Here is a 26,022-nt window from a genome sequence, read left to right as displayed (position 1 = left end):
GATGGCGGGCGTGCGGCGCGCTAGATTCAGAATTCAACTTCTCGAGATGAGTGAGGACCCGGAGCTGTGATCCAGATTCTGATCGCGGGAGTGATCTCGCTGGCTGTGTCGATTCTGCTCACCCCCGTGCTGATCAAGGTCTTCTCCCGCCAGGGATTCGGCCAGGAGATCCGCGTCGAGGGCCCGCAGAGTCATCAAGCCAAGCGCGGAACCCCGTCGATGGGCGGCGTCGCGATCCTGGCTGCGTTGTGGCTGGGCTATCTCGGCGCGCACCTTCTCGGCTTCTTCCAGGAGGGCTCGGGCCCCAGTGCATCCGGCATGCTCGTACTGGGGCTGGCGACAGCGCTGGGCATCGTCGGCTTCCTCGACGATTTCATCAAGATCCGCAAACAGCGGAATCTGGGACTCAACAAGACTGCGAAGTCGGTAGGACAGTTCGCGGCGGCGATCATCTTCGGTGTGCTGCTCCTGCAGTTCCGCAACGGTGCGGGCCTGACACCGGCCAGCGACAACCTCTCGTACGCGCGCGACATCAACGTCATCTCGCTCACCGCGGTCGGGTTCGTGTTCTTCTGTTGGCTGGTCGTCGCGGCCTGGTCGAACGCCGTGAACTTCACCGACGGGCTCGACGGTCTGGCCGCCGGTTCGGCCGCGATGGTCATGGGCGCCTACGTCCTGATCACCTTCTGGCAGTATCGCAACGCCTGCTCGATGGTGTCGGCGGAGAACACCGCGGGCTGTTATCAGGTCCGCGATCCGCTCGACCTGGCCATCGTCGCCGTCTCGGCGGGCGGTGCCTGCCTGGGATTCCTGTGGTGGAACGCCTCGCCGGCCAAGATCTTCATGGGTGACACCGGTTCGCTCGCCCTCGGCGGCTTGGTGGCCGGGCTGTCGATCACCACCAAGACCGAACTCCTGATGGTCGTCATCGGCTCGCTGTTCGTCGCCGAGATCGTGTCGGTCGTGGTGCAGATCGCCTTCTTCCAGACCACCGGCAAGCGCGTGTTCCGCATGGCGCCGTTCCACCACCATTTCGAGCTCGGCGGATGGGCCGAGACGACGGTGATCATCAGGTTCTGGCTGCTGACCGCGATCTCGTGTGCGTTGGGACTCACGCTGTTCTACGGCGAGTTCATCGCGCAGGGCGGCTGACTCGGTGGCGGACTTTCCGATGCCCGTTGCCCTGGAGGGCGCTCGAGTTCTGGTCGCCGGTGCCCGGGCGACCGGTATGGCGGTCCTCGAGTTGCTCACCGAATGCGGTTCGACGGTGACCCTGCTCGACACCAAGTTCATCGGCGGCGCGACCGACTCGAACCTCGAGGCCAGGGGAGTCGACACCGTCGATCCGTCCGCGTTCACCGGCCCCGAGGGAGTCCGCGTCCCCTCCGGGTTCGACCTGATCGTCGTCTCGCCGGGGTTCCGGCCGGACGATGAGCTGCTCGTGGCGGCGGCCGCAGCCGGGATACCGGTCTGGGGCGATGTGGAACTCGCCTGGCACGTCGACCGGGCAGGGCGTTACGGGCCGCCGCGCGAGTGGCTCGTGATCACCGGGACGAACGGGAAGACGACGACGACGGCGATGGTCGAGGCGATCGTGGACGCCGCCGGGCTGTCCGGGCTGGCCTGCGGGAACATCGGCCTCACGGTGGTCGACGCATTACGGGCCGAGCCTCGTGCGGATGTGCTGTGCGTCGAGATGTCGTCGTTCCAGTTGCACTGGGCGCCGTCGGTGCGTCCGCTCGCGGGCGTGGTGCTGAACGTGGCGCCCGATCATCTCGACTGGCACGGCTCGTTCGAGGCGTATGCGGCCGCCAAGCAGCAGGTGCTGCGCGGTGAGGTCGCAGTGGTGGGGCTCGATGACGCCGTGGCCCCGACACTTCCGGCGGGTGACGGTTCACGGCGGGTGGGATTCACCCTGGCCGAACCGCGGGACGGTGAGCTGGGCGTCGTGGACGGTTTCCTCGTCGACCGGGCATTCGGGGCGGGCGCGTCCGGTACGGGCGAGGAACTCGCCCGGGTGGCCGATGTGCGCCCGCCCGGACCCTCCGGAGTGTCCGATGCGCTGGCCGCCGCGGCCCTGACCCGTGCGGCCGGAGTGTCGGCGAACGCGGTGGAGCGCGGTCTGGCCGCATTCTCGCCCGCCGCTCACCGAGGCGAGACGATCGCTGCGATCGACGGCGTGGCATTCGTCGACGACTCCAAGGCCACCAATCCGCACGCGGCAGATGCCGCTGTGGCGGGTTTCGCGCGCGTCGTCCTGATCGCCGGGGGACTCCTCAAGGGCGCATCGGTCGACGAGCTGATCGTCAGAAACGCGAGTCGTCTCGCCGGAGTCGTCGCAATCGGTGCGGACCGTGGCATCGTCGACGAGGCGATTACGCGACACGCCCCAGAAGTCCCAACCGTCACAGTGTTCACAGGGGACGATGGTTCGGTGATGACTCAGCGGACTGGTGGCGAGGTTTCGGCCATCACGGCGACCGTCGGCACAGCGGCGGACGCGGTGATGGCGCAGGCGGTGACGACCGCCTGGCAGTTGGCAGAGGATGAGCGCGGCAACGGGCGGGGAGTGGACGCGGTGCTACTCGCACCGGCAGCCGCCTCCCTCGACATGTTCGCCAGTTACGGGGCCCGCGGTGACTCGTTCGCCGTCGCAGCCGCCACTCTCGCCGACACGCTGCAGGCACGATGAGCGCCGGTAGCCGCCGGCGCCGCTCCGGTGACGACGAGGACCCGGAGAACAGCGACCTGGAGAACAGCGACCTGGAGAAGGACGACCTGGAGAACTTCGTCGAGGTCGACCTCGACGAAGAGCCCGATGTGGATCGGCGGCGTTCGCGGACTCCTCAGCGCCGCCGCCCTCAGGGGCTGAACCTGTCGATGCCGTCGATCGATGTGCGTGCCACGGTGAGCACCGTCCGCGAGGGCTTCTCCACTCTGCTCTCGCGCCCGCTGGCGTCGTTCCACATGATCCTGTCGCTGACGGTCATCCTGACCGCCCTCGGCCTGATCATGGTGCTGTCGGCGTCCTCGGTCGAGGGGTACGCGAAAGACGGGTCCGCGTACGGCATGTTCGCCACGCAGGCCACGTTCGCGACGCTCGGTTTCATCCTGTTCTATCTGACGCTCAAGGTTCCGGTGCGGCTCTTCCGGCGCTTCGCGACCGTCGGCATCGGATTGTCGATCCTGCTGCTGACCTTGGTCCTGGTGCCGGGCATCGGCGTCATGGTCAACGGTGCGCGCCGGTGGTTCTCGGTCGCCGGACTGTCGGTGCAGCCCTCCGAACTGGTGAAGGTGGCGCTCTGCGTGTGGGGCGCGCATCTGCTCGCGTCGCGCCGGAACGTCGGCGTTTACGGCAAGGAACTCCTGATGCCGTTGGTCCCGGTGTCGATCGTGGTCTGCGTGCTCATCATTCTTGAGCCCAACCAGTCGACGACGATGATCATCGCCTTGATCGTCGCCGCCCTCCTGTGGTTCGCCGGACTGCCCGGTCGTGTGTTCGCCGGATTCATCCTGGTGTTCCTGGCCGCCGGTGTCGCACTCGCGCTGATGTCGGATTACCGCTCCGCCCGCGTCTTCAGCTTCCTCGGCCGGGCCGATGATCCGCTCGGCTCCGGATACCAGGCGATGCAGGCCCAGTTCGCGCTCGCCAACGGTGGCGTGTTCGGAGTGGGCCTCGGACAGAGCACCGCCAAGTGGAACTACCTGCCGAACGCCCACAACGACTTCATCTTCGCGATCATCGGTGAGGAGCTCGGGCTGATCGGCGCCCTCATCGTCGTCGGACTGTTCGTCATCCTCGGGGCGGTGGGCATGCGCATCGCACGACGTTCGCTCGACCCGTTCTTCCGGCTCCTGGCGGCGACGATCACCGTCCTGTTCCTGGTTCAGGCGTTCATCAACATCGGCTACGTCGTCGGGCTGCTTCCGGTCACCGGTATTCAGTTGCCGATTCTGTCGAACGGCGGCACGTCGATGCTGACGATGCTGACGATGCTCGGTCTGCTGGCGACGGCGGCGAGACACGAACCCGACGCCATCCGGGCGCTCACCGGACCGCAGCCGAATGGCCTCTCGCGGTTCTTGCGCCTCCCGACTCCCGTCGCTTACCGGCCTCCGCGTGCGGAGGTGCTGCGCGATCGTCTGGAACGCAAGCGTCCTGCGGGCGGACGTAGCGCGGGTCGGCGGCCCGCCCCGGTGCGCGTTCCGCGGGCCCGCGGCACGGGTCGAGGATCCGCACCGGTCCGGACGGGCGCGGTCCGTTCGGGTGAGATCCACTATCCTGGCAGGCAGCCTCGGCCACGACGGGTGGGGCAGCGATCGTCCTGGACACAGGACGACGCGTATCCGCGATCCACACGAGGACGCCAGTCATGGCGGAGTGAAGGGGAGTACAGACGCCGGTGAGCAAGACAACTGGAGCCGGCGGTACCCCGTTGTCGGTCGTCGTCGCGGGTGGCGGCACGGCAGGACACGTCGAACCCGCGCTCGCGGTCGCTGACGCGGTGCGTCAGCTGGACCCCACGGCGCGCATCACCGCGCTCGGCACGACACGCGGTCTTGAGACCAGAATCGTGCCCGAACGCGGTTACGACCTGAAGCTGATACCTCCGGTTCCACTGCCGCGTAAGCCGGGCATGGAACTGGCGAAGACCCCATGGCGCGTCATGAAGTCGGTGGCGGCCACCCGCAAGGTGTTCGCCGAGGTGGACGCGGACGTGGTGGTCGGATTCGGCGGATACGTCGCACTGCCCGCGTACCTGGCAGCGCGCAGTTGGTTCCGCGGAGCGTCCCGGCTGCCCGTGGTGATCCACGAGGCCAACGCCAGCGCCGGCATCGCCAACAAGGTCGGCGCCAGATTCGCCGACCGCGTTCTCGCGGCGGTGCCCGACTGCGGGCTCGCTGCGCACGTGGTCGGAATCCCGGTACGCGGAGCGATCACCGAACTCGACCGGACCGCGGTTCGCGCTCGGGCTCGCGAGTTCTTCGGACTCGATCCTGATGCGCCGACCCTGCTCGTCTTCGGCGGTTCGCAAGGCGCTCAGCGGCTGAACGAGGCGGTGGCGCCCGCGGCGACCGCACTCGGCGCAGCCGGAATCGGCGTCCTGCACGCGTACGGACCCAAGAACACGATCAGCCCGGTTTCGCCTCCGGGGTCGCCGGCTTACGTCGGCGTCAGCTACCTGAACCGGATGGATCTCGCATACGCCGCCGCCGACCTGGTGATGTGCCGGTCGGGGGCGATGACGGTTGCGGAGATCTCGGCGACCGGTCTCCCCGCGGTCTACGTCCCGCTCCCGCACGGCAACGGCGAGCAGCGACTCAACGCACTGCCCGTCGAAAGCGCCGGCGGCTGCCTCATCGTCGACGACGACGTGGTGACCGCGGAATGGGTGGGCCGGGAGGTTCCGGCACTGCTCGCCGACACCGAACGGCTGAAGACGATGGGCGCCGCCGCGTCGGGGGTCGGCCATCGCGACGCCGCAGCCGCGGTGGCGACGGCCGCACTGCAACTGGCGCAGGAGAGGAGGGCACGATGACGGCACCGGTGACGCCTTCGCAGCGACTGCCGAATCAACTGGCCCGCGTGCACATGGTCGGCATCGGCGGCGCGGGCATGTCGGGTCTGGCCCGCATCCTGCTGGCGCGTGGGGGAGAGGTGTCCGGTTCGGACGCCAAGGACTCGCGTGGGCTGCTGGCGCTCCGTACGCGCGGCGCGCAGATCCACGTCGGCCACGACCCGGCGGCGCTCGACCTGCTCGACGGCGGACCCACCGTGGTGGTGACCACTCACGCCGCCATTCCGAAGGACAATCCGGAACTGGTGGCGGCCCGCGAGCGGGGCGTCCCCATCCTGTACCGCCCGCAGGTACTCGCACTGCTGATGGACGGTTACCGGACGCTGCTGATCTCGGGCACGCACGGTAAGACGTCGACCACGTCGATGGCGGTCGTTGCGCTGCAGCACATCGGGAGTGATCCGTCCTTCGCGATCGGCGGCGAACTGAACGAATCGGGCACCAACGCACATCACGGCAGCGGCGACGTGTTCGTCGCGGAGGCCGATGAGAGCGACGGTTCGTTGCTCGAGTACACGCCGGATGTCGTGGTAGTGACCAACATCGAGGTCGATCACCTCGACTTCTTCGGGACCGAGGACGCGTACGTCGAGGTGTTCGACTCGTTCGCGGCGCACATCCGGACCGGTGGAACCCTCGTGATCTGTCTCGACGATCCCGGGTCGGCGAAGCTCGGCGGCCGAGTGGCACGAAGTCTCGCGGACCGAGGAGTGACGGTACTGGGGTACGGCTCCGGCGTCCACGCCGATCTGGCGCCCGACGTGCCGCTCGTCGCCGAGCTGCTCGAAGTGGCCCCGAGAGGTGCGGGCAGCACCACGGCGATCCGGCTCCACCCGCCGCTCACCGGGGCCGCCGTGGAGCGTTCGCTGTCGGTGACGCTCCCAGGACGGCACATGGCGCTCAACGCGCTCGGTGCGCTCGCCGGATGCGTGCGCACCGGTCAGGATCCGGATGCCGTCGCGGAGGGCATCGAGGGATTCGGCGGCGTCCACCGCCGGTTCGAGTTGCGTGGCCGGGCGCGCGAGGTGGACGTCTACGACGATTACGCCCACCACCCGACCGAGGTGCGGGCGGTCCTGTCAGCTGCTCGCGACGTGGTCACCTACAACCAAGGCCGGGTCATCGCGGTGTTCCAACCGCACCTGTACTCGCGTACCGCCGAATTCGCCGCCGAGTTCGCAGCCGCCCTGAGCCTCGCCGACGAGGTGGTCGTCGCCGATGTCTTCGGTGCGCGTGAGACGCCGCAGCCGGGAGTCAGCGGCCGTCTCATCTCCGATGAGGTGACCGTGCCCGCGGTGTTCGTTCCCAACATGTCCGAGATCGCGGACGCGGTGGCTCAGCGTGCGCGGCACGGTGACGTGGTTCTGACCATCGGCGCGGGTGACATCACGATGCAGGCCGCGTCGATCCTGTCGGCGCTGGCCGACGACGAGTGAGCCGCGGCAGCACGGCCCGTCGCCCGGGCCGGTTGAGCGTGGTCCTGGCGATGCTGGGGCTCGTCGCGCTCGTCGGAGGAGCGGTCGCGGTCGCGTACTACTCGCCCCTGATGTCCGTGCGGTCGGTGGAGGTCACCGGAGCGACGGCGGTGGACGAGAACAGGGTGCGCGAACTCGCTCAGGCGCCGTCCGGCATGCCCCTGCTTCAGGTCGATACCGGAGCGATCGCCAACCGGATCGCCGTGCTGCCCGCAGTGGAGGAGGTGCGGGTGGAGCGCAGCTATCCGTCCGCACTGACGATCGAGGTGACCGAGCGCGTGCCGGTCGTACTGGTGGAGCAGGACGGGAAGCTCGGAGTGATGGACCGGATCGGTGTCGTCTACGCGACGTACGCCGACCGCAAGGCCCTTCCGAAGGAGTTCGCCGCGCTGCCCGAGCTCACGACACCGAATCCTGGGCCACGTGATCCGACCACCGAGGCGGTGATCACGACGGTGCAGGGCCTTCCGGATTGGCTGGCGACCAAGGTCGTCGCGGCGGACGCCGCTTCGCCCTCGGACATCGTGCTCACGCTCAAGAGCGGGCGGCGCGCGGTCTGGGGAGGCGAGGATCGGTCGGACGATAAGGCGGCGACGCTCGCGCAGCTTCTCAAGATGCCCGGACGCGAGTTCAACGTGTCCAGCCCGGAGTTTCCGGCCGTCAACTGACCGGTGGCGCGCAAACCGGCGGGTTGCGCCGTTTCACGCCGAATTCGAGCGAACGAATCGCGACACGCCCGCGTGGCTTGACGCCAGTCGGCGCACCCAGTCAATACCGTTATGAACATCGGGAAGCACTTGACATAACTATAACCCTTTGGTTGAGCTTTAGGGTCCGAGTTCGAAGTAGGAAGGCATCATGACGCCACCCCACAACTACCTGGCTGTGATCAAGGTCGTCGGCATCGGCGGCGGCGGCGTCAACGCCGTCAACCGGATGATCGAGCAGGGGCTCAAGGGTGTTGAATTCATCGCGATCAACACCGATGCTCAAGCGCTGCTCATCTCCGACGCCGACGTCAAACTCGATATCGGCCGCGACTCGACGCGCGGGCTCGGTGCGGGCGCGAACCCGGACGTGGGTCGGGTAGCCGCCGAGGACGCCAAGGACGAGATCGAGGAACTCCTCAAGGGTGCCGACATGGTGTTCGTGACCGCGGGTGAGGGCGGTGGAACCGGCACGGGTGGCGCACCCGTCGTCGCGTCCATCGCCCGCAAGCTCGGCGCACTGACCGTCGGCGTGGTCACCCGGCCGTTCTCGTTCGAGGGCAAGCGGCGCGGCGGCCAGGCGGACGCGGGCATCACCGCGCTGCGCGAGTCGTGCGACACCCTGATCGTCATCCCGAACGACCGTCTGCTGCAGCTCGGTGATTCGCAGCTCAGCCTGATGGACGCGTTCCGCAGCGCCGACGAGGTTCTCCTCAACGGTGTCCAGGGCATCACCGATCTGATCACCACACCGGGACTGATCAACGTCGACTTCGCCGACGTCAAGGGCGTCATGAGCGATGCGGGCAGTGCCCTGATGGGGATCGGCGCATCGCGCGGGGAGGGTCGGGCGAGCAAGGCGGCCCAGGCAGCGATCAACTCGCCGCTCCTCGAGGCGTCGATGGAAGGCGCCCGCGGTGTGCTCATCTCCATCGCAGGCGGCAGCGACCTCGGCCTGTTCGAGATCAACGACGCTGCGACTCAGGTGCAGGAGGCTGCGCACGAGGAGGCCAATATCATCTTCGGCACGGTGATCGACGACAACCTGGGCGACGAGGTCCGCGTGACCGTCATCGCCGCCGGTTTCGACGGTGGCACTCCGCGTAAACGTTCCGAGGTCCCCGCGGCCGGTGCGCACGCGGCCGGCTCGGGTTCGGTCGCGAATGCGAGTGCGGGTGAGGTCACTCGGTCCGAGAGCCCCAAGGATCCGCTGTTCGGAGCCGAGCGCGAATCCGCCGGGAATCCGTTCAGTGAGCCGGCACCCCGCCGGAACTCGCTGCGCTTCGACGACGACGACGTCGACGTCCCCGACTTCATGAAGTGAGTCGGCCCTTGACGTTCACCGTCCGGCGTGCCGTGACCACCCGCGCAGGCGGTGAGTCGCAGGCACCGTACGACAGTTTCAACCTTGCCGATCACGTGGGCGACGATCCCGTGGCCGTCGCCGCCAATCGGGCACGGCTCGCGCGTGATCTCGGCATGGAGCCGGACCGGGTGGTCTGGATGGAGCAGGTGCACAGCCGCACGGTGGCGGTGGTCGACGGCCCGGTGTCCGAGCCCGTGCCGGTCACCGATGCGCTCGTCACCACACAGGACTCCCTCGCACTGGCCGTGCTGACGGCGGACTGCGTGCCGGTGCTCCTGAGTGACGACGAAGCGGGCGTTATCGCGGCCGTCCACGCCGGTCGGGTGGGTGCCCGGATCGGCATCGTGCCCGCGGTCCTCGACGCGATGTCCGAACTCGGGGCGCGCGTCGATCGGATCGGCGCCTTCCTCGGACCGGCTGCGAGCGGTGATCAGTACGAGGTTCCGCCGGAGATGCAGGCCGATGTCGAGAAGCATCTGCCCGGCAGTGCGTGCCGAACCCGGAAGGGGACGACCGGACTGGATCTCCGGGAGGGCATTCGCAGGCAATTACTCGACGCGGGAGTCTCCGCCGTGGCAACGGACCCTCGGTGCACCATCGAGGACCGGTCGCTCTTCAGCCACCGCCGCGGCGCTCCTACCGGCCGGATCGCGTCGGTGATCTGGATGGATGCATCGGGCCGGAAGGCCGTCGGTTGAGCGACTCCCGCACTGCCGATCTCCGCGCGTCGCTGACCGCGGCGCGTGAGCGGGTCGCAGCCGCCGAGCGAGCGGCGGGCCGCGGCCCGGGCGAGGTGACGTTGCTGGTGGTCACCAAGTTCTTTCCCGCAGAGGATGTGCAGCGTCTTCTCGGTCTCGGTGTGCGTGAGTTCGGTGAATCCCGGGAGCCGGAGGCGAGCCGGAAGATCGCCGAGGTCCGCGCCGCCGGGCCCGGTGCTGCCTTCGACGCCGACATGATCGGCAGGCTTCAGCGCAAGAAGTCGCGTTCGGTTGCTCGGTGGGCGCGACGCGTGCACTCGGTGGACTCGGTGGAACTCGTCGAGTCGCTCGACGGCGCGGTGCGGCGCTGCCTGGACGACGGGGAGCGAACAGAGCCGCTCGGCGTGCTGCTGCAGGTGAGTCTGGACGGCGATCCCGCGCGCGGTGGGCTTGTCGAGGCGGATCTGGCCGGTGTCGGCGATTCGGTGGTGTCCCACGACGAGACGCTCCGGCTCGACGGGCTGATGGTGATCGCTCCAGTCGGCATCGCCCCCGATGCGGCGATGGCCCGTGCGTCGCAGATCAGAGAGCGATTCCTCGTCGACCATCCAGAGGCCGAGGTGTTCTCCGCGGGCATGTCCGGTGACCTCGAGTCGGCAATTGCGCACGGATCGACGTGTGTGCGTGTCGGAACCGCGATTCTGGGCGAGCGCCCGATAGTCTCACCTTAGTCACATTGGTCACAGCAGAACCATCTGGATCAACTGACAACAACTTCAACGAATGACCCTCGCGCACCCCCCAGAAAGGCCTCTGATGACGACGATGCAGAAGTTCAAGGCATATTTCGGCATGGTGCCTCCGAGCGAGTACGAAGACGACTACTTCGACGAGCCCTCGGAGGGGCAGGCCATGAGCGCGCGGGAGCGCGCCTACATGGAGCGGTACCGCTCGAACGCCATGCGTGACGAGCCCTTCTACGACGACGAGGGCTTCCGTGACCCGGAGTTCCGTGATTCGGACTTCCGTGACTCGGGATTCCGCGGCGAGTTCCGGGAGCCCGACTACCGGGATGCCGTCCTCCGCGAGCCGGCGATGCGCGAACCGGCCATGCGTGAGCCGGCCATGCGTGAGCCGGCCCGCTTCGAAGGCCGGGGTTACCCGGCCCGGGCTGAGCGTCCGTACGGTGTCAGCCGCCACGTGACCGATGAGCCCGCTCGTGGGCGTCTGGCGCCCCTCGATCGCTCCACGTCGTACCCGGTACGCGGCGCGAACGCAGTCGCGCCGGAACCACGTGCCGAGCTCGATCCGCTCGGTGATGCCGCAGGCAAGATCAGCACGCTGCGTCCGGCCGACTACTCCGAGGCCCGCACCATCGGTGAGCGTTACCGCGACGGCAACCCGGTGATCATGGACCTCGCCGACATGAGCAACGACGACGCCAAGCGGCTGGTCGACTTCGCCGCCGGTCTGGCGTTCGCCGCCCGCGGATCGCTCGAGAAGGTGGCGACCAAGGTGTTCCTGCTGTCGCCCGCCGGTATCGATGTGACGCCGGAGCAGCGTCGCCGAATCGTCGAGACGGGCTTCTCGAACCAGTCCTGAGAACCAGCACCACGACGCTCGCGCCGCGCCGACTCGCCGAACAGGTGGGTCGGCGCGGCGCTTTTCTCGTTCATCAGGCACCCTTGTGGGGTGACGTCCTTCCTCTGGATCCTCTATTTCGTGCTCTTCCTCTACACGCTGTTGCTCCTCGGCCGCCTCGTGGTCGAGATGGTGCAGTCGTTCGCCCGGCGGTGGCGCCCGACGGGGCCGACCGTCATCGTGATCGAGGTGGTTTTCACTCTCACCGATCCTCCGGTGAAGTTGCTGCGTCGCTTGATTCCGCCGTTGAACCTCGGTTCGATCCGGCTGGATCTGTCGCTGATGATCGTGCTGATCGTCGTGTCGATCGGAATGCAGGTGACGCAGAGCTTCGCGATTTCGGCGGGGTGACGCGTGGACCGGCGTCCGGCATAGCCACTGTTCAGCGGCACTGCGAGGTGCTGAATCCAGCGAAACCCTGTCCGTAAATGACGATTCGGCTGAGTTTTGATTGCGAACAGATGGAGGCTGTTGATGACACTTGGTCCTGGAGTGACGAGATGACACGCTAGTGACGTAGTGGTACTGGTATTAATGGAATTGCGATAAAACTTGTCACATCACGTGTTCGCCCGTGCGGACCCGGATGACCGACCGAGGACACGAACCCGTATCCGACCGGATACGAGCGAAAGGTAAGAGGGGAACCGAAATGCGGCTGACACCGGCTGATGTGCATAACGTGGCGTTCAGCAAACCGCCGATCGGTAAGCGCGGCTACAACGAAGATGAGGTCGATCAGTTCCTCGACTTCGTCGAAGCGGAGCTCGCTCGCCTGATCGACGAGAACTCTGATCTCAAGCAGCGTGTCGGCGAGCTGGAGACCGAATTGGGCGAAGCCCGTTCGGCCGGTCCCGACCGTACCCAGACATTCGCGGCGGCCGCCGACTCGGCGCCCGCGGCAGAGCCGGCCGCCGCCGCAGCAGCAGCGGCTCCGGCCGCTGCGGCTACCACTTCGGCAGCCGCAGCGTCGTCGGCGCGTGCCGTCGACGAGGACGCGAGCAACCGTGCAGCGCGCGTGCTCGCACTCGCACAGGACACCGCGGACCGAGTCACCGGTTCGGCGCGTACCGAGGCTGAGGGCCTGCTCGCCGATGCCCGGCACCGCAGCGAGAGCATGGTGTCCGAGGCGCAGGGCAACGCGGACTCCACGCTGGCCGACGCCCGTCAGCGCAGCGAGGCCCTCCTCGCCGACGCTCAGACACGTGCGGAGACCCAGGTCCGTCAGGCGCAGGAGCGGGCCGACTTCCTGCAGCGCGATGCCGAGCAGAAGCACACCGAGATCATGTCGACGATCAACCAGCAGCGCGGTGTTCTGGAGGGGCGCATCGAGCAGCTGAAGACATTCGAGCGCGAGTACCGCACTCGTCTGAAGACGTACCTCGAATCTCAGCTCGAAGAACTGCAGCAGCGGGGCAGTGCTGCTCCCGCCGAGTCGGGTCAAGGGCAGAGTTTCGACGGCGGGTATCCTCAGAACTGACACGTGAGTAATACATTCACGGATCGAAACCGATGAGAGGACGTTCATGCTGACGATCGCAGTGGCGGCGACTCTCATCGGTTTCGGCCTTCTGGTATTCGCGCTCGTGACCGCCAACTTCTGGTTGGCGGTGGCCTGCATCGTCGTCTGCCTCCTCGGCCTCGTGATCCTCCTGGTCGACACCGTCCGCGCGAGCAAGCGCGGTCGCGGTGGTGTTCAGGACGAGCCGCTGTTCACGATTCGCGGCCGCGAATCGGTTGCTCGACGCGAACCGCTACTCGGCGACGACGACACCGACGGCTCGGACGGTTCAGACGGCTCTGGCGGTTCGGCTCAGTCCGGAACGAACGCGGCGCTGGGTCTCGGCGCAGCGGGCGCCGGAGCGGCCGGAGTCGGAGCGGCGGGCGCTCACGAGACCGGCCAGAACCCCACGACTCCGGTCCGACCCGGTGGTGGCCTCGGTTCCGTCGTGTCACCGGACGCGCACGGCGCGGCGGTCGCCGGCTCCCCGGAGACCGGGGGACAGGCTCCAGTCACCGGCTCGAACCCGACCGGCGAGAATCCGACCGGAAACGCGGACGACTACGTCCGCTCGGTGACCGGGTCGTTCCCGGCGCAGGCACCAACGGGTGAGCAGCGGGCCGTCGATCCGACTGAGCCGAATGCGCACGCACCCTCAGGACCGATCTACACGCAGTCTCCGGAGGCGTCGCGCCTGCATGCGCAGGAGTCCGGGCCGGCTACCGGCGGGTGGAGCGTTCCGGATACCGCCGGTCAGAACCAGGCCGTCGGCTCGGATCATCCGATCGGCACCAGCGCGCCGGAAACTGGCGGTTGGTCTCAGGTTCCGACGACGAGCGAGTCGGACGAGTCGGGACACGACGGTGCTGTCCGGAACGATGCTGCCGAGGCCGAAGCCGGTCAGGAAGCCGAAGCCGGTCAGTACGTCGGCCGTCGACGTCTGCCCGACGAGGGTGAGTCCCTCGTGGTGAACTCGCCGGACCCGACGCTGCCGGAGATGAAACTGGTCTACGGCGACTCGTACGACGAGTACGGCCGTGAGATTCCCGCATCGGAGACCGCATCCGATAAAGACGAGTCCAGCGAGTAGACTCCTGTCGTACAGCGACGATCCGGCCATCACCGGGGAGCTTCCGGAAGAACGGGCGCGCAAGCGTCCCAGTAGAACCGGACGGGCAGGCCCGTCACAGCCATTGAACGAGCGGCGTCCCCTCCGCACCGCGGGGGACGGACGCAAGCGGGGTGGTACCGCGCACGTCCAGGCGAGCGTCCCCGTGCCGACATGCTGAGCGATCAGCACCCAGTGGCACGAGGAGACGCAGATGAGTGACCAGAACCCCGTTTACCCGATCGTGGATCTCACCGGCGGCACCGGACGTAGTGCACCGTCCTTCCCGGACGTCGAGCGTCACGTCCTCGATTTCTGGGACACCGACGACACCTTCGCGGCGTCGATCGCCAATCGCGACGATGCGCCGGAGTTCGTCTTCTACGACGGACCGCCCTTCGCTAACGGCCTCCCGCACTACGGGCACCTGCTGACCGGTTACGTGAAGGACGTGGTGCCGCGTTATCAGACGATGCGCGGCAGGAAGGTGGACCGCCGGTTCGGGTGGGACACGCACGGCCTGCCCGCTGAGCTCGAGGCGGAACGTCAGTTGGGGATCACCGACAAGTCGGAGATCGAGACGATGGGCGTCGAGAAGTTCAACGAGTACTGTCGCGATTCGGTGCTGCGCTACACCGGAGAATGGCGGAACTACGTGACCCGGCAGGCGCGCTGGGTCGACTTCGACAACGACTACAAGACACTCGACCTGGACTTCATGGAGTCGGTCATGTGGGCGTTCAAGCGCCTTCACGACAAGGGACTCGTCTATCAGGGTTACCGGGTGCTGCCGTACTCCTGGTACGAGCAGACTCCGTTGAGCAATCAGGAGGCCAAGCTCGACGACGCCTACCGCATGCGTCAGGATCCGGCGCTCACCGTCGCCATGCCGTTGTCAGTCGAGGACGGTTCGCCGCTCGCAGCCCTCAACGGCGTCAACGCACTGATCTGGACCACCACTCCGTGGACGCTGCCGTCGAACCTGGCGATGGCCGTTCATCCGGACGTGGAGTACGTCCATCTCCGCGCGGAGAACGGCACCGAGTACCTGCTCGCAGCCGCCCTCGTCGGAAGCTACGGCAAGGAGCTCGGCGAGTCGGAGACGGTGGGCACGTACGCGGGACGGGATCTCGCCGGTATCGCGTACACGCCGCCGTTCGACTTCTTCGTCGGCCACCCGAACGCACACCGCATTCTGCTCGCGGACTACGTCACCACCGATAGCGGAACCGGCGTGGTGCACCTGGCGCCCGCCTTCGGTGAAGAGGACATGGATGTCGCGACCGACAACGGCATCGAGGTGGTCCAGCCGCTGGATCCGGGCGGTAAGTTCACCGCCCTGGTCCCGCCGTACGAGGGGATGATGGTCTTCGACGCGAACCCCGTCATCATCAAGGATCTGAAGGCGGTGTCGCGGGTACTGCGTCACGAGACCATCGAGCACTCGTACCCGCACTCGTGGCGGTCGGGCAAACCGCTGATCTACATGGCGGTCCCGTCGTGGTTCGTCGCCGTGCAGCCGATCAAGCAGCGGATGCTCGAGTTGAATCAGGAGATCACCTGGTCGCCCGCGCACATCCGGGACGGCCAGTTCGGCAAGTGGCTCGAGGGCGCCAAGGACTGGAACATCAGCCGTAACCGATACTGGGGCGCGCCCATCCCGGTGTGGCTGTCCGACGATCCGGACTACCCGCGGATGGATGTGTACGGCAGCCTCGATCAGCTGGCTGAGGACTTCGGCGTTCGGCCGGACAATCTCCACCGCCCGTACATCGATGATCTGACTCGTCCGAACCCGGACGATCCGACCGGACGTTCCACCATGCGTCGGGTGCCCGAGGTTCTCGACTGCTGGTTCGAGTCGGGGTCCATGCCGTTCGCCCAGGTGCATTACCCGTTCGAGAACACCGAGTGGTTCGACGGGGATGACGGGGCGAGCGCAGCGACTCCTCCGCACAACCCCGGTGACTTCATCGTCGAGTACAACGGGCAGACGCGTGGCTGGTTCTACAACCTGCATGTGCTCGCGACCGCGCTCTTCGACCGGCCCGCGTTCAAGACCGTCGCAGCTCACGGCATCGTGCTGGGCGACGACGGACAGAAGATGAGCAAGTCCAAGCGCAACTACCCGGACGTCAACGAGGTCTTCGACCGGGACGGCTCGGATGCGATGCGCTGGTTCCTGATGGCATCGCCGATCCTGCGCGGCGGCAACCTCGTCGTCACCGAGCGCGGTATCCGTGAGGGCGTGCGCCAGGCGCTGCTGCCGATGTGGAACGCGTACAGCTTCCTGCAGTTGTACGCCGACCGCCGTGCTGCATGGCGAACCGACTCGCAGCACGTCCTCGACCGGTACATCCTGGCGAAACTCGCGCAGACTCGCGATGAGATGACCGAGGCACTCGACGTCTACGACATCGCGGGGGCGTGCGATTCGTTCCGGGAGTTCTGCGAGTCGTTGACGAACTGGTACGTGCGCCGTTCGCGTGCTCGCTTCTGGTCGGGCCAGGATGGTGATTCGGACGCGTTCGACACGTTGTACACGGTGCTCGAGGTGGCGGGTCGTCTCGCGGCGCCGTTGCTGCCGCTGGCTACCGAGGCGATGTGGCGCGGTCTCACGGGTGAGCGGTCGGTGCACTTGACGGATTGGCCGTCGGCGGACGAGCTTCCGGCCGACCCCGATCTGGTGTCGGCGATGGATGAGGTCCAGTCGGTCTGTTCGGTCGCGTCGAGTGTCCGCAAGGCCAACAAGCTGCGGGTGCGTCTGCCGCTGCCGGGTTTGACCGTCGCATCGCCGACCGCGGAGGCCATGGCGCCGTACGCGGATCTGATCGCGGACGAGATGAACGTCAAGAAGGTGGGCCTGTCGTCGGATGTCGACGCCGTCGGACGAGTCGAGGTCGCGGTGAACGCGCGCGCGGCAGGTCCGCGCATCGGCAAGGACGTGCAGCGCGCGATCAAGGCCGTGAAGTCGGGGAACTGGGAGTTCGGGACGAGCGACGAGACCGGCGAACAGGTGGTCATCGCGGACGGTATCGAGCTGCGCGGCGAGGAGTTCACGCGGAAGTTGGTCGCAGCGTCGCCCGATTCGACGGCCGAGATGCCGAGTGGCCGCGGTCTCGTCGTCCTCGACACCCAGGTGACTCCCGAACTCGAAGCCGAGGGCTGGGCCAAGGACCGGGTCCGCGAACTGCAGGACGCGCGTCGAAATCTGGGATTCGAAGTGTCCGACCGTATCTCGGTGCGCCTGGTGGTGCCCGCGGAGTCGGTTGAGACGGCGAAGACTCACGCCGATCTGATCGCGGGTGAGGTTCTGGCGACCACGTTCGACGTGGTGACCGGCGACGCGGCTGCCATCGAACTGGGCGACGGTGTCTCCGCGGACGTGACCAAGGCCTGAAGCGCTTCGGCGCGCTCGGTCGCAACGTCTCCTGCCCCCGCTCACACCCTGTCGGGGGTGAAGAGCCGGCTCAGGCGGCGTTGAGGATCGTGGCGAGCAGGGCCTCGACGTCCGAACCGCTGCCTCGAGGCGGGCCGTGCGGGAGGAACTCGGGCTCCTGCCCGACGTGGTGAATCGGGTTGACCTGCCATGTCCTGGTGGAGCCATACGGCCGCCAGGCGACCCGACCGGCGTCGGGCCCGTCGGCGAGGATCGTGGTCGTCCACTTGCCCGACCCTGACCACTCGGCCCGGTTGTGCTTGCCGCACGCTCCACCGAGGTTGTCGATGTCCGTGCGTCCGCCGTTCTCCCAACGGACCACGTGGTGCGCCTCGGTCCGGGAGAACGGCACGTCACACTCCGCGCCCGAGCAGCCGCGGTCGCGGGCGAACATCGCGAGCCGCTGGGCCTTGCTGGCGAACCGCTTGCCGCGTCCGAGGTAGAGGACTTCGTCGGTGTGGCCTTTGAAGACAGCCAGGTGCGGTGTCGCGTGGGCGGCGACCTCGACGAGGTCCTTCACCGGAACGTGCGCGCCGGTAGCGGTCAGCGCGAGACCGGCCTCAGCTGCCAACTCCTGGTTGGTGATGGTGACGACCAGTTCGGCCGGAATCCGGTCCGGACGCCCGAGCGCACCGTGACCGAGGGCGAAGTCGGCCATCGCCGCGAGCGCATCGTGATTGCGTTGCGCGGTGGTGCGCGTGTCGCGCTCGCGCGCCGCCGTAAGTACGTCCTCGTCGAGGCCGGCCTGGTCGGCCGCGCCGTGCGGTGACTCCGGGTCTTCGGGATTGTTCATCCCGGGCGCTGCCCACGCGGTCAGGATCACGTCGAGCTTGGCCCGCAGCGCGGGGGTCAGCGAGCCACGCACCTTGGACATGAGCCGCGCATCCTGCGGAGTGAGGGTGAAACCGCGGGTGCGCTTGCGATCGGCGTCGTCCGTCAGCTCGCCGTCGGGATCGAGATGGCCGAGGATTCGTGCGCCGACCTTCTTGACGCCCTCCGGGGACAGCGTCCGAGCCGCGTCGACGAGGTGCTCCTCGGCGGCGGTGACGGCCTCTGCGTCGACTGCGGCGGGAATCTTGTCCATCACCTCGGCAATGTCGCGGACGTGCGCGCGATTGATCGCGCCGTCGCGCAACGCCTGCGCCGCGGCCGGATTGCGGGCCGGGAGCCGGCCGCCGCCGATGGCGAGGAACTCACCGGTCGCGAACATGAGCTTCGTGCGCGCGCTCGCCTCGGGAGCGCCCAAGCGGAGCCCGGTGGCCATGTACTTCTGCACGGTCTGGAAACCGGCGCCGTGGAAGGCGAACTGGTCGTTCACCTCGATTATCAGACTGGTCGTCGCTGCCTCGACACGGGCACGCATCTGCTCGTTGATCTCGGCGGCGGCGAGGATCTCGTCGCTCGACATCGAGGCGAAGGACACCTCGGTGAGCTTGGCAGCGGCCTCGTTCATCAGCTCGATCAGCGCGGCGGGCGAGTCCGGGAGAGCCTGGCGGTCGTACTGCGATGCACTCATCGGAACCACCTCCTCTGTGCTGGTCAGAGCCGGTTTCGGCGGCTTCTGACATGACACTATCAACGGGGTACGACAGTTCCGGATCGGTGGAGTCGATGTGCGATGGTCAGTCATCATCATTTCGTCGTTGATCGCGATGAAGGCGCGTGGTCGCTGAGCGACGATGATCGGCGATTCGTGGATACTCTGAAGCCGGACGGGCGGCGTCAGTATCTGATTCGCGACCACGTCGGGTACTTCGCGGACAACTCGTCGCCGCTCGACGTACCGCGCAGTCTGCGACCCACCCAGGGACCGAGGAACTCGCGCGTCCAGCGGATGTTCTCGGCGGGGCCGGACGGCATCGGATCTCCGAGCGGAAGCGGCTCGAGGTCGTGGGCAACGTCGAGCGCGTCGAGTACGGCGATCGCCATGCGCTGATGTCCCTGTGGTGACATGTGCAGTCTGTCGCTCGCCCACAACCGAGGGTCGTCGTAATCGCGGATCCGCCAGTAGTCGACGAGGACGGCGCCGTGACGGTCGGCGATCCGCCGCATGATCTCAGCGAGAGTTGCGAACCGGCTGCGCAACGGCCGGAAGAATCTGGATGCCCCGGGGTCGTGCGGGGTGAAGATGACGAGTGTCGCGCCGGTCGCGGCGAGTGCGCCGATCGCCTCGTCGTAGACCTTCCCGAGTGCGTCGAGATCGACGCCCGGCCGCAGTATGTCGTTCCCACCGGCATGGATCGACACGAGGTCCGGACTCAACGAGACAGCAGCGTAGACCTGCTCGTCGACGATCGGCACGAGCTTGCGTCCCCGGATCGCGAGATTCGCGTAGCGGGCGTCCGGGTCGGCTGCGGCGAGCGCACCCGCGACGCGATCAGCCCAGCCGCGGACGCCGTTGGGACGTGTCGGGTCGGGGTCGCCGACCCCCTCTGTGAAGGAGTCGCCGAGGGCGACGTATCGAACGAAACTCACTCGCGCGAGATTACCGAACCGACAGCCGCACGGTCGTGCTCCGGGCGCACCGGCGACGATAGAATCGCCATATGACCTCCGACGACCTCGACCGTGTGCAGCGCTGGGAAGACGCAGGCGCGGTGTGGGAGGTGGCGTCCCTGCGGCCGGAGTCGGCGACCATCTCGCTTCTGCGCTGCGATGCCGGTGAAGAGGTCGACCGTTTCGTCACCGACGACCCGCGAGTGCTGGCGATGTGCCGTGAGCGGTGGTGACGGTTTCCGAAACCGAGCGCAGCTCACGGTGGGTCTTCCATATCGACATGGACGCCTTCTTCGCTTCGGTGGAGCAGTTGGCGCGTCCGACTCTCGCAGGTCGACCGGTTCTGGTCGGCGGCACCGGTGGACGCGGGGTGGTCGCCGGGGCCAGTTACGAGGCCCGCGTCTTCGGCGCGCGGTCGGCGATGCCGATGCATCAGGCTCGACGCCAGGTGGGGCCGTCCGCGGTGGTGCTGCCACCCCGCATCGACGTCTACCGCGTGGTGAGCGCGCGCGTCTTCACGATCGTCCGGGAATTCGTCCCCGTCATTGAGACGCTCTCGTTCGACGAGGCGTTCGGCGAACCGGAGGAGCTGGCAGGTGCCTCAGCGATCGATGCCCGCGAGTACGCACACCGCATGCGCCGAGCGATCCGCGAGGGAACCGGCCTGCCCGCGTCGGTGGGATTCGGGTCGGGCAAGCAGATCGCGAAGATCGCCTCAGGATTGGCGAAACCGGACGGGGCCCGGGTGATCGAGCCCGCGCGCGAGCTCGAGTTTCTGCAAGAGCTTCCGGTGCGGAAACTCTGGGGGATCGGACCGGTGTCCGGTGACCGGCTCGCGCGCCTGGGGATCGAGACCATCGGTGATCTGGCTGCGATGTCCGACCCCGAGGTCGCCTCGGTGCTGGGGGCGACCGTGGGCCCGGCTCTGCACCGGCTCGCGCAGGGCATCGACCATCGTCCCGTCGCCGAGCGGGCGAGTGCCAAGCAGATCAGTGCGGAGTCGACGTTCGCCACCGACATCATCGACTCGGCCGGACTGCGCGCGGCCGTGACCGCGGCAGCGTCCCACGCGCATCGCAGGCTGCTCGCCGACGGGCGTGGTGCCCGAACCGTCGTGGTGAAGCTCCGGCGGGCGGACATGTCCATTCTCACGCGGTCGTCGACTCTGCCCGCCGCGACCACCGATGTGGAGGTACTGACGACCGCCGCGCACAAGGTGATGCTCGATCCGCTCGATATCGGACCGATCCGGTTGGTCGGTGTCGGGTACGCGGGACTGTCTGACATCCACCAGGACTCGTTGTTTCCCGATCTGGAGCGAGGTCCGGATGCTGAAGATCCCGATGGTGATGATCCAGATGCCGACGAGACGGAAATACCTCGGGGAGTTCAGATTCCACGTGGTGTACCGGCCGACGACGAGTGGCCCACCGGGACGGATGTCGCGCATCCCGATCACGGGCACGGTTGGGTTCAGGGTGGCGGTCACGGGTTCGTGACGGTCCGCTTCGAGACGCGCAGCACCGGTCCGGGGCGAACGCGCAACTTCCGGCTCCCCGAGCCGATGCTCAGCCGTGCCGACCCGCTCGCCAGCCTGGATTGGGACGACTAGATGCGCCGGGCGACTGGTCAGCCGGGCGAGGAGGCCGCGAAGAAGTCGACGACGGATCGCCGGTCGGCGCCGGTAGACAGCAGTCCGATCAGGGCGACGCGCGCCTGAGGTGCTCGCAGCCACGGGGAGAACACGGCTCCGGCACGGGCCAGGTCGACCCCGCCGCCACCACCTCCGTACGTCGGTTTCACGAAACCGTACGGGACGCGCGTCGACACCACGACGGGGATGCCGCGATGCGCGGCGAGACTCACCTGCGCAGTGATGTCCGGATGGGTGTTGCCCGAGCCCGTCGCGGCGAGCACGATGCCTGCGGCGCGCTGCTCGATCGCCGAGGCGATGGTCCCTGCCGAGACGCCGGGGTAAAGCGACAGCAGATCGACGCGGGCGGGATGTCCGCTCGGAACGGCGTCGGCGACGAGTGGCCGGGGGAGATCGGCGTTCACAGTGTCGAAGGCGGCAGCGGCGGTGGTCGACGACTTGAACACTCCGCGCGCACTGAGGACGCGTCCGCCCATGGCGACCAGGACGCCGCGTCCGCGGGACGCCGGATCGATCGCCAGATCGACGGCCGCCGCGATGTTCGCAGGACCATCCGATTCGGGATGATCGGCGGGAAGCTGAGCCCCGGTGAACACGACGGGTCGCGGATCGGCGGCGAAGAGGTCGGCGAGGAAGGCCGTCTCCTCGAGGGTGTCGGTGCCGTGCGTGACCACGATTCCGGTGACGTCCGGATCCGCGAACGACTCGGCGATCGACCGCACCACGCTGAACTGCTCGCGCAGGGTCATCGCCGAGGAGTCGACGGACATCAGTTCGACCGGATGCACCGTGACGCCAGGCCGAGCCTTCGGAACGAGATCGGCGGCGGACAGCACCGGTACGGCGCCGGCATCCGTCGTGCGCGAGGCGGCGGTGCCGCCGGTGGTGATCATCACGACCTGGCGAGTGCTCATCGTAGAATTCTCGCACTTCGCCGACGATCTCGTGCGCTGGTCATCCGCGCCGTGCGGGACTCCGGCGACGGCTGCGGCGCCAACCGTGGGTGCGCCGCCCCGGTCGTGTTTGGCATAGTGGTGTGAGCCCGGGACAGGGAAGGTTCGCCCGGGCCGGACCATACGTGAGGATTTGATCTGTGAAGATTCGCAAATTCATGACCGGTGCCGTGGTGGCCGCCGCCGTCGCAGCAACCGCCGCGTGCGGTTCGGACGACAGCGCGGACCTGCCCCCGGTTCCGACTGCCGCTTCGTCTGAGGCCGCGTCGAGCAACGGATCGGGCTCGCCCGAGGACGAACTGACCAACGCCAAGGACGTGCCGAGTGTCGACGCGCTCAACAACATGCTCGAGACGGCACTGGACCCGAAGGTGAAGGCCTCCGAGAAGACCGAGCTCGTCGAGGACTCCAGCGTCGACCCGAAGTTGTTCGACAAGCTCGTCAAGGCCGTCGAGGACAACCCGGAGGTCACCTACAAGATCAAGCGCCCGGTGACCAGCAACGGTCCGAAGAAGGCGAATGTCAAGGTCGAGGTGAAGCTTCCGGACAACCCGGCCACCAAGATCGACGCGTCGATCGTGTACGACAACGGTCGCTGGAAGCTCTCGAAGAACACCGTCTGCCCGCTGCTGACGTCGAACGACGTGAAGACTCCGCTGTGCCCGTCGGATTCGGATTCGAGCAAGTCCTCGAAGAAGAAGTCCAGCTGACCGCGCCGGTCTCCTCGTAACGAGTAGCGCCCCCGCCCGAACGGTTCATCCGTTCGACCGGGGGCGTTTCTCGTCTGTCGGCTATTCGTCCCCGCCGCCCCAGGCGACCGTGAACTCGTTCTGCTGGAGCAGCGGTGCGCCCGGATCGTCGCCGACCAGTTCGCGCGCGCCCTTGGAGGTGATGCGCCCGGCGGTCGGAAGCAGCTTCGTCAGGTCGACGGTGACGTCGCCCTCGCCGGCCATGGAGTAGCGAGCGATCCGAAGGGTCTGCGCCGATCCGGGAATCCGGAAGACCGAACTGGTCGGTGTCTGCTCGAGGCGCACCCCGAGTTGCAGGACGTTCCCGACCCGCGACTCCAGCGTCACGGTCATCGTCTGCGTGACGGTCGCCGCCGCCTGGACCACGCGCTCGGCTTTCCACGTCGCGCCGGTACCCACCGGCTCGGTGGGCAGCGGCACGGATTTATCGAGAGCACCCGTGACCGACTGCTCCAGTGCGCTGCGCGCGGGTGATCCGGAGTCCTCGTCGGGGAAAAGTCGCAACGATCGTGGATCCAGACCCTCGCCGAAGGTGATGCCGCCCGCCGAACCGTCGAGTGCCTCCAGCTCGGGTGCGAGTGCCTCGTCCTTCGTCGTCGGCGCACCGATCGTGAACTCCAGATCGGATGGGTCGTCGCACACCACGCGCGCCGTGATCGGCGTGGTCAGGTTCTGCTCGGTCTTCTGGACCTGCTGCCGGTTCTGCTCTCCGGGCGCGATGCTCGACTCGATCGAGTTGGTCGTCAGTGTCACCTGCTGGGGACTCGCGATGCTCGGCTTCGGAGCGAGGGCCGCGCGCTCGCCGGTTCCCGGATTCAGCACGGACACCTCGGACGTCGGCACGTTGATCGGGCGCACGTTCTCCCGCTCGGCACTGGAGCTCGTCGCGCACGGTCCGGAGTCGGCGGAGTCGGAGCCGTCGTCGGACGAGCACGCGGTCAACGCGACGGTGGCGCCGATCGGAAGGATCGCCAACGCGGCCAGCATGCGTCGAGAATCGGTGAACGAGCGGGAACTCCCGGTGGAACGGATCAGCGAAGCACTCACGGACACGAGAGTAGTGGTCGTACCCGGTACCGGCGTAGGGAGAGGCGGTGTTCCACGGTCTCACCGGGATCGTGGACAATCGTCGTATGAATGAATCCGCGCCCGGGCGTAGAACCGCCCGGACCGTGACGCTGCTCGCTGGGGTGGCCGTCGTCGTCTACCTGCTGGACCTGGTTACGAAGACGTTGGCGGTGGCGCGACTGGACCCCGCGGATCCGACTCAGGTGATCGGCGAGTTCCTGACGTTCAAGCTGATCCGCAACAGCGGGGCCGCGTTCTCGATGGCGACCGGCTACACCTGGGTGCTCACGATCATCGCCCTGGTCATCGTCATCGGGATCATCCGCTACGCGGGCAAGCTCGCGTCGGTCGGGTGGACGATCGGCCTGGGACTTGTCCTCGGCGGCGCGCTCGGCAACCTGACCGACCGCATGTTCCGCTCTCCGCGTCCGCTGCGCGGGCACGTGGTCGACTTCATCCAGGTCGGTGACTGGTGGCCGACCTTCAACGTCGCCGACTCGGCGGTCGTATGCGGTGCCGTGCTCTTGGTGCTGCTCACGCTGCTCGGCTACGACTACGACGGCTCGCGTACGGGCTGGGCGGCCCGCGACGATGAGGAGCCGGTCGATGATCGGCCGAGCGATGAGGAGGACGACGATGCGTGACTCACGCGCGATGCCGGTGCCCGACGGGCTGGACGGCATGCGGACCGATGCGGGCATCGCGAGGCTGCTCGGCCTGTCCCGCACGGTCGCGGCCGGCCTCGCGGACGACGGTGACGTCACCGTCGACGGCCGACCGGTCGACAAGGCTCACAAACTGGTGGCGGGGGCGTGGCTCGACATCCTGCTTCCTGCCCCTGAGCGTCCGCTGACGATCGAACCGACGCCGGTGGACGACCTCGATGTGGTCTACCACGACTCCGACATCGTGGTCGTCGACAAGCCGCCGGGGGTGGCCGCTCACCCGTCGCAGGGCTGGACCGGTCCGACCGTCATCGGCGCCCTCGCGGCCGCCGGGTTCCGGATCTCCACCTCGGGCGCTCAGGAGAGGCAGGGCATCGTGCACCGCCTCGACGTCGGAACATCAGGATTGATGGTGGTGGCCGCCTCCGAACGCGCCTACACGCTGCTCAAGCGTGCTTTCAAGTACCGGACGGTGGAGAAGGTCTACCACGCACTCGTTCAGGGGCACCTCGACCCGCCGGTCGGCACCATCGAGGCTCCGATCGGCAGGCATCCCGGTTCGGACTGGCGATTCGCGGTCACGTCGAACGGCAAGGAGTCGACGACGCACTACGAGACGCTGGAGATGTTCGCGTCCGCATCACTGCTCGATGTGCACCTGGAGACCGGCCGGACCCACCAGATCCGGGTCCATCTCTCGGCGCTGCACCACCCGTGCGCCGGGGATCCCACCTACGGCGCCGATCCGGCGCTAGCCACCCGACTCGGGCTCGACCGGCAGTGGCTGCATGCTCGGTCGCTGGCGTTCGCGCATCCTGCTGACGGTCGTCGCGTGCAGTTCACCACGGAGTATCCCGCCGACCTCCAGCGCGCACTCGACGTGCTGCGCGACGTCTGACCGACGTCCGGGTCCGGCCTCCTGC

At 67.5% G+C, this 26,022-nt stretch carries 23 protein-coding genes; 19 read left to right on the top strand and 4 right to left on the bottom strand.

Annotated elements, in window-relative coordinates:
* Positions 1–66: 66 nt before the first annotated feature.
* From mraY to ileS, 14 genes are all read left to right on the top strand, one after another.
* Positions 67–1,152: a phospho-N-acetylmuramoyl-pentapeptide-transferase gene (gene mraY, locus FO044_RS08975; RefSeq protein WP_132991558.1), complete on the top strand. Its 1,086-nt coding sequence runs from the start codon at positions 67–69 to the stop codon at positions 1,150–1,152.
* A 19-nt stretch (positions 1,153–1,171) separates the two neighbouring features.
* A complete protein-coding gene (gene murD, locus FO044_RS08970) occupies positions 1,172–2,692 on the top strand; it encodes a UDP-N-acetylmuramoyl-L-alanine--D-glutamate ligase (RefSeq protein WP_132991557.1) in 1,521 nt (506 codons plus the stop codon).
* Positions 2,689–4,407 (top strand): putative lipid II flippase FtsW, encoded by a 1,719-nt coding sequence (ftsW, locus tag FO044_RS08965; protein WP_143965495.1) that lies wholly within the window; start codon positions 2,689–2,691, stop codon positions 4,405–4,407. The genes murD and ftsW overlap by 4 nt, the downstream gene beginning before the upstream one ends.
* On the top strand, positions 4,404–5,540 hold the full coding sequence (gene murG, locus FO044_RS08960) for an undecaprenyldiphospho-muramoylpentapeptide beta-N-acetylglucosaminyltransferase (protein ID WP_132991556.1): 1,137 nt from the start codon (positions 4,404–4,406) through the stop codon (positions 5,538–5,540). The genes ftsW and murG overlap by 4 nt, the downstream gene beginning before the upstream one ends.
* A complete protein-coding gene (gene murC, locus FO044_RS08955; RefSeq protein WP_132991555.1) occupies positions 5,537–7,015 on the top strand; it encodes a UDP-N-acetylmuramate--L-alanine ligase in 1,479 nt (492 codons plus the stop codon). The genes murG and murC overlap by 4 nt, the downstream gene beginning before the upstream one ends.
* Complete coding sequence (locus tag FO044_RS08950; protein ID WP_235831283.1) at positions 7,012–7,722, top strand: cell division protein FtsQ/DivIB; 711 nt, start codon at positions 7,012–7,014, stop codon at positions 7,720–7,722. The genes murC and FO044_RS08950 overlap by 4 nt, the downstream gene beginning before the upstream one ends.
* 190 nt (positions 7,723–7,912) lie before the next feature.
* Positions 7,913–9,085 carry a cell division protein FtsZ gene (gene ftsZ / locus FO044_RS08945; protein WP_132991554.1) on the top strand — a complete coding sequence of 391 codons (1,173 nt, stop codon included), beginning with the start codon at positions 7,913–7,915 and terminating at the stop codon, positions 9,083–9,085.
* An 8-nt stretch (positions 9,086–9,093) separates the two neighbouring features.
* Entirely contained in the window at positions 9,094–9,825 is a 732-nt protein-coding gene (gene pgeF / locus FO044_RS08940) for a peptidoglycan editing factor PgeF (protein WP_132991553.1), read from the top strand.
* Positions 9,822–10,556 (top strand): YggS family pyridoxal phosphate-dependent enzyme, encoded by a 735-nt coding sequence (locus tag FO044_RS08935; protein WP_132991552.1) that lies wholly within the window; start codon positions 9,822–9,824, stop codon positions 10,554–10,556. Before pgeF ends, FO044_RS08935 begins: the two co-directional genes overlap by 4 nt.
* An 85-nt stretch (positions 10,557–10,641) precedes the next feature.
* Positions 10,642–11,427 (top strand): cell division protein SepF, encoded by a 786-nt coding sequence (locus FO044_RS08930; RefSeq protein WP_132991551.1) that lies wholly within the window; start codon positions 10,642–10,644, stop codon positions 11,425–11,427.
* A 90-nt stretch (positions 11,428–11,517) separates the two neighbouring features.
* Positions 11,518–11,817: a YggT family protein gene (locus FO044_RS08925; RefSeq protein WP_132991550.1), complete on the top strand. Its 300-nt coding sequence runs from the start codon at positions 11,518–11,520 to the stop codon at positions 11,815–11,817.
* A 301-nt stretch (positions 11,818–12,118) separates the two neighbouring features.
* Positions 12,119–12,946 carry a DivIVA-like cell division protein Wag31 gene (gene wag31, locus FO044_RS08920; protein WP_132991549.1) on the top strand — a complete coding sequence of 276 codons (828 nt, stop codon included), beginning with the start codon at positions 12,119–12,121 and terminating at the stop codon, positions 12,944–12,946.
* Positions 12,947–12,992: 46 nt separating this feature from the next.
* On the top strand, positions 12,993–14,057 hold the full coding sequence (locus tag FO044_RS08915) for a hypothetical protein (RefSeq protein WP_132991548.1): 1,065 nt from the start codon (positions 12,993–12,995) through the stop codon (positions 14,055–14,057).
* Positions 14,058–14,289: 232 nt separating this feature from the next.
* Positions 14,290–17,475 (top strand): isoleucine--tRNA ligase, encoded by a 3,186-nt coding sequence (ileS, locus tag FO044_RS08910; protein ID WP_132991547.1) that lies wholly within the window; start codon positions 14,290–14,292, stop codon positions 17,473–17,475.
* A gap of 70 nt (positions 17,476–17,545) precedes the next feature.
* Here the strand turns inward: ileS and FO044_RS08905 are convergent, their stop codons facing one another.
* A complete protein-coding gene (locus FO044_RS08905) occupies positions 17,546–19,030 on the bottom strand; it encodes an HNH endonuclease signature motif containing protein (RefSeq protein ID WP_143965494.1) in 1,485 nt (494 codons plus the stop codon).
* Positions 19,031–19,236: 206 nt separating this feature from the next.
* Positions 19,237–19,989 carry an SGNH/GDSL hydrolase family protein gene (locus tag FO044_RS08900; RefSeq protein WP_132991545.1) on the bottom strand — a complete coding sequence of 251 codons (753 nt, stop codon included), beginning with the start codon at positions 19,987–19,989 and terminating at the stop codon, positions 19,237–19,239.
* A gap of 71 nt (positions 19,990–20,060) precedes the next feature.
* On the opposite strand from FO044_RS08900, the gene FO044_RS08895 reads away from it, so the two are divergent.
* Together FO044_RS08895 and FO044_RS08890 are read left to right on the top strand one after the other, a co-directional pair.
* Positions 20,061–20,243, top strand: coding sequence for a hypothetical protein (locus FO044_RS08895; protein ID WP_132991544.1), 183 nt, complete (start codon positions 20,061–20,063; stop codon positions 20,241–20,243).
* 47 nt (positions 20,244–20,290) lie between these two features.
* On the top strand, positions 20,291–21,622 hold the full coding sequence (locus tag FO044_RS08890; protein ID WP_235831429.1) for a DNA polymerase IV: 1,332 nt from the start codon (positions 20,291–20,293) through the stop codon (positions 21,620–21,622).
* A gap of 17 nt (positions 21,623–21,639) precedes the next feature.
* On the opposite strand, the gene FO044_RS08885 is transcribed toward FO044_RS08890, so the two are convergent.
* On the bottom strand, positions 21,640–22,578 hold the full coding sequence (locus FO044_RS08885) for an asparaginase (protein WP_132991542.1): 939 nt from the start codon (positions 22,576–22,578) through the stop codon (positions 21,640–21,642).
* A gap of 179 nt (positions 22,579–22,757) precedes the next feature.
* On the opposite strand from FO044_RS08885, the gene FO044_RS08880 reads away from it, so the two are divergent.
* A complete protein-coding gene (locus FO044_RS08880) occupies positions 22,758–23,327 on the top strand; it encodes a WKL family lipoprotein (protein WP_132991541.1) in 570 nt (189 codons plus the stop codon).
* A gap of 81 nt (positions 23,328–23,408) precedes the next feature.
* On the opposite strand, the gene FO044_RS08875 is transcribed toward FO044_RS08880, so the two are convergent.
* Positions 23,409–24,413: a hypothetical protein gene (locus FO044_RS08875; RefSeq protein ID WP_235831282.1), complete on the bottom strand. Its 1,005-nt coding sequence runs from the start codon at positions 24,411–24,413 to the stop codon at positions 23,409–23,411.
* Positions 24,414–24,499: 86 nt separating this feature from the next.
* On the opposite strand from FO044_RS08875, the gene lspA reads away from it, so the two are divergent.
* Together lspA and FO044_RS08865 are read left to right on the top strand one after the other, a co-directional pair.
* On the top strand, positions 24,500–25,078 hold the full coding sequence (gene lspA, locus FO044_RS08870) for a signal peptidase II (protein ID WP_132991539.1): 579 nt from the start codon (positions 24,500–24,502) through the stop codon (positions 25,076–25,078).
* The gene (locus tag FO044_RS08865) at positions 25,071–25,997 is read left to right on the top strand and encodes an RluA family pseudouridine synthase (RefSeq protein WP_132991538.1); all 927 of its coding nucleotides are present in this window, start codon (positions 25,071–25,073) and stop codon (positions 25,995–25,997) included. Before lspA ends, FO044_RS08865 begins: the two co-directional genes overlap by 8 nt.
* The last annotated feature ends 25 nt before the right edge of the window (positions 25,998–26,022 follow it).

It is taken from the genome of Gordonia zhaorongruii, assembly GCF_007559005.1.
GTDB classification, from domain to species: Bacteria; Actinomycetota; Actinomycetes; order Mycobacteriales; family Mycobacteriaceae; genus Gordonia; species Gordonia zhaorongruii.
The sequence above is the reverse complement of the archived record's forward strand: the minus strand, read 5'-3'. Positions and strand labels throughout refer to the sequence as shown.

Bases quoted from the DNA above. Each gene is read 5' to 3' on its own strand.
- FO044_RS08890 (WP_235831429.1), top strand. From the start codon at position 20,291: ATGGACGCCTTCTTCGCTTCGGTGGAGCAGTTGGCGCGTCCGACTCTC.
- ftsW (WP_143965495.1), top strand. From the start codon at position 2,689: ATGAGCGCCGGTAGCCGCCGGCGCCGCTCCGGTGACGACGAGGACCCG.
- FO044_RS08915 (WP_132991548.1), top strand. From the start codon at position 12,993: ATGCTGACGATCGCAGTGGCGGCGACTCTCATCGGTTTCGGCCTTCTG.
- FO044_RS08895 (WP_132991544.1), top strand. From the start codon at position 20,061: ATGACCTCCGACGACCTCGACCGTGTGCAGCGCTGGGAAGACGCAGGC.
- ileS (WP_132991547.1), top strand. From the start codon at position 14,290: ATGAGTGACCAGAACCCCGTTTACCCGATCGTGGATCTCACCGGCGGC.
- FO044_RS08930 (WP_132991551.1), top strand. From the start codon at position 10,642: ATGACGACGATGCAGAAGTTCAAGGCATATTTCGGCATGGTGCCTCCG.
- wag31 (WP_132991549.1), top strand. From the start codon at position 12,119: ATGCGGCTGACACCGGCTGATGTGCATAACGTGGCGTTCAGCAAACCG.
- lspA (WP_132991539.1), top strand. From the start codon at position 24,500: ATGAATGAATCCGCGCCCGGGCGTAGAACCGCCCGGACCGTGACGCTG.
- murD (WP_132991557.1), top strand. From the start codon at position 1,172: ATGCCCGTTGCCCTGGAGGGCGCTCGAGTTCTGGTCGCCGGTGCCCGG.
- FO044_RS08885 (WP_132991542.1), bottom strand. From the start codon at position 22,578: ATGAGCACTCGCCAGGTCGTGATGATCACCACCGGCGGCACCGCCGCC.
- murC (WP_132991555.1), top strand. From the start codon at position 5,537: ATGACGGCACCGGTGACGCCTTCGCAGCGACTGCCGAATCAACTGGCC.
- FO044_RS08865 (WP_132991538.1), top strand. From the start codon at position 25,071: ATGCGTGACTCACGCGCGATGCCGGTGCCCGACGGGCTGGACGGCATG.
- ftsZ (WP_132991554.1), top strand. From the start codon at position 7,913: ATGACGCCACCCCACAACTACCTGGCTGTGATCAAGGTCGTCGGCATC.
- FO044_RS08905 (WP_143965494.1), bottom strand. From the start codon at position 19,030: ATGAGTGCATCGCAGTACGACCGCCAGGCTCTCCCGGACTCGCCCGCC.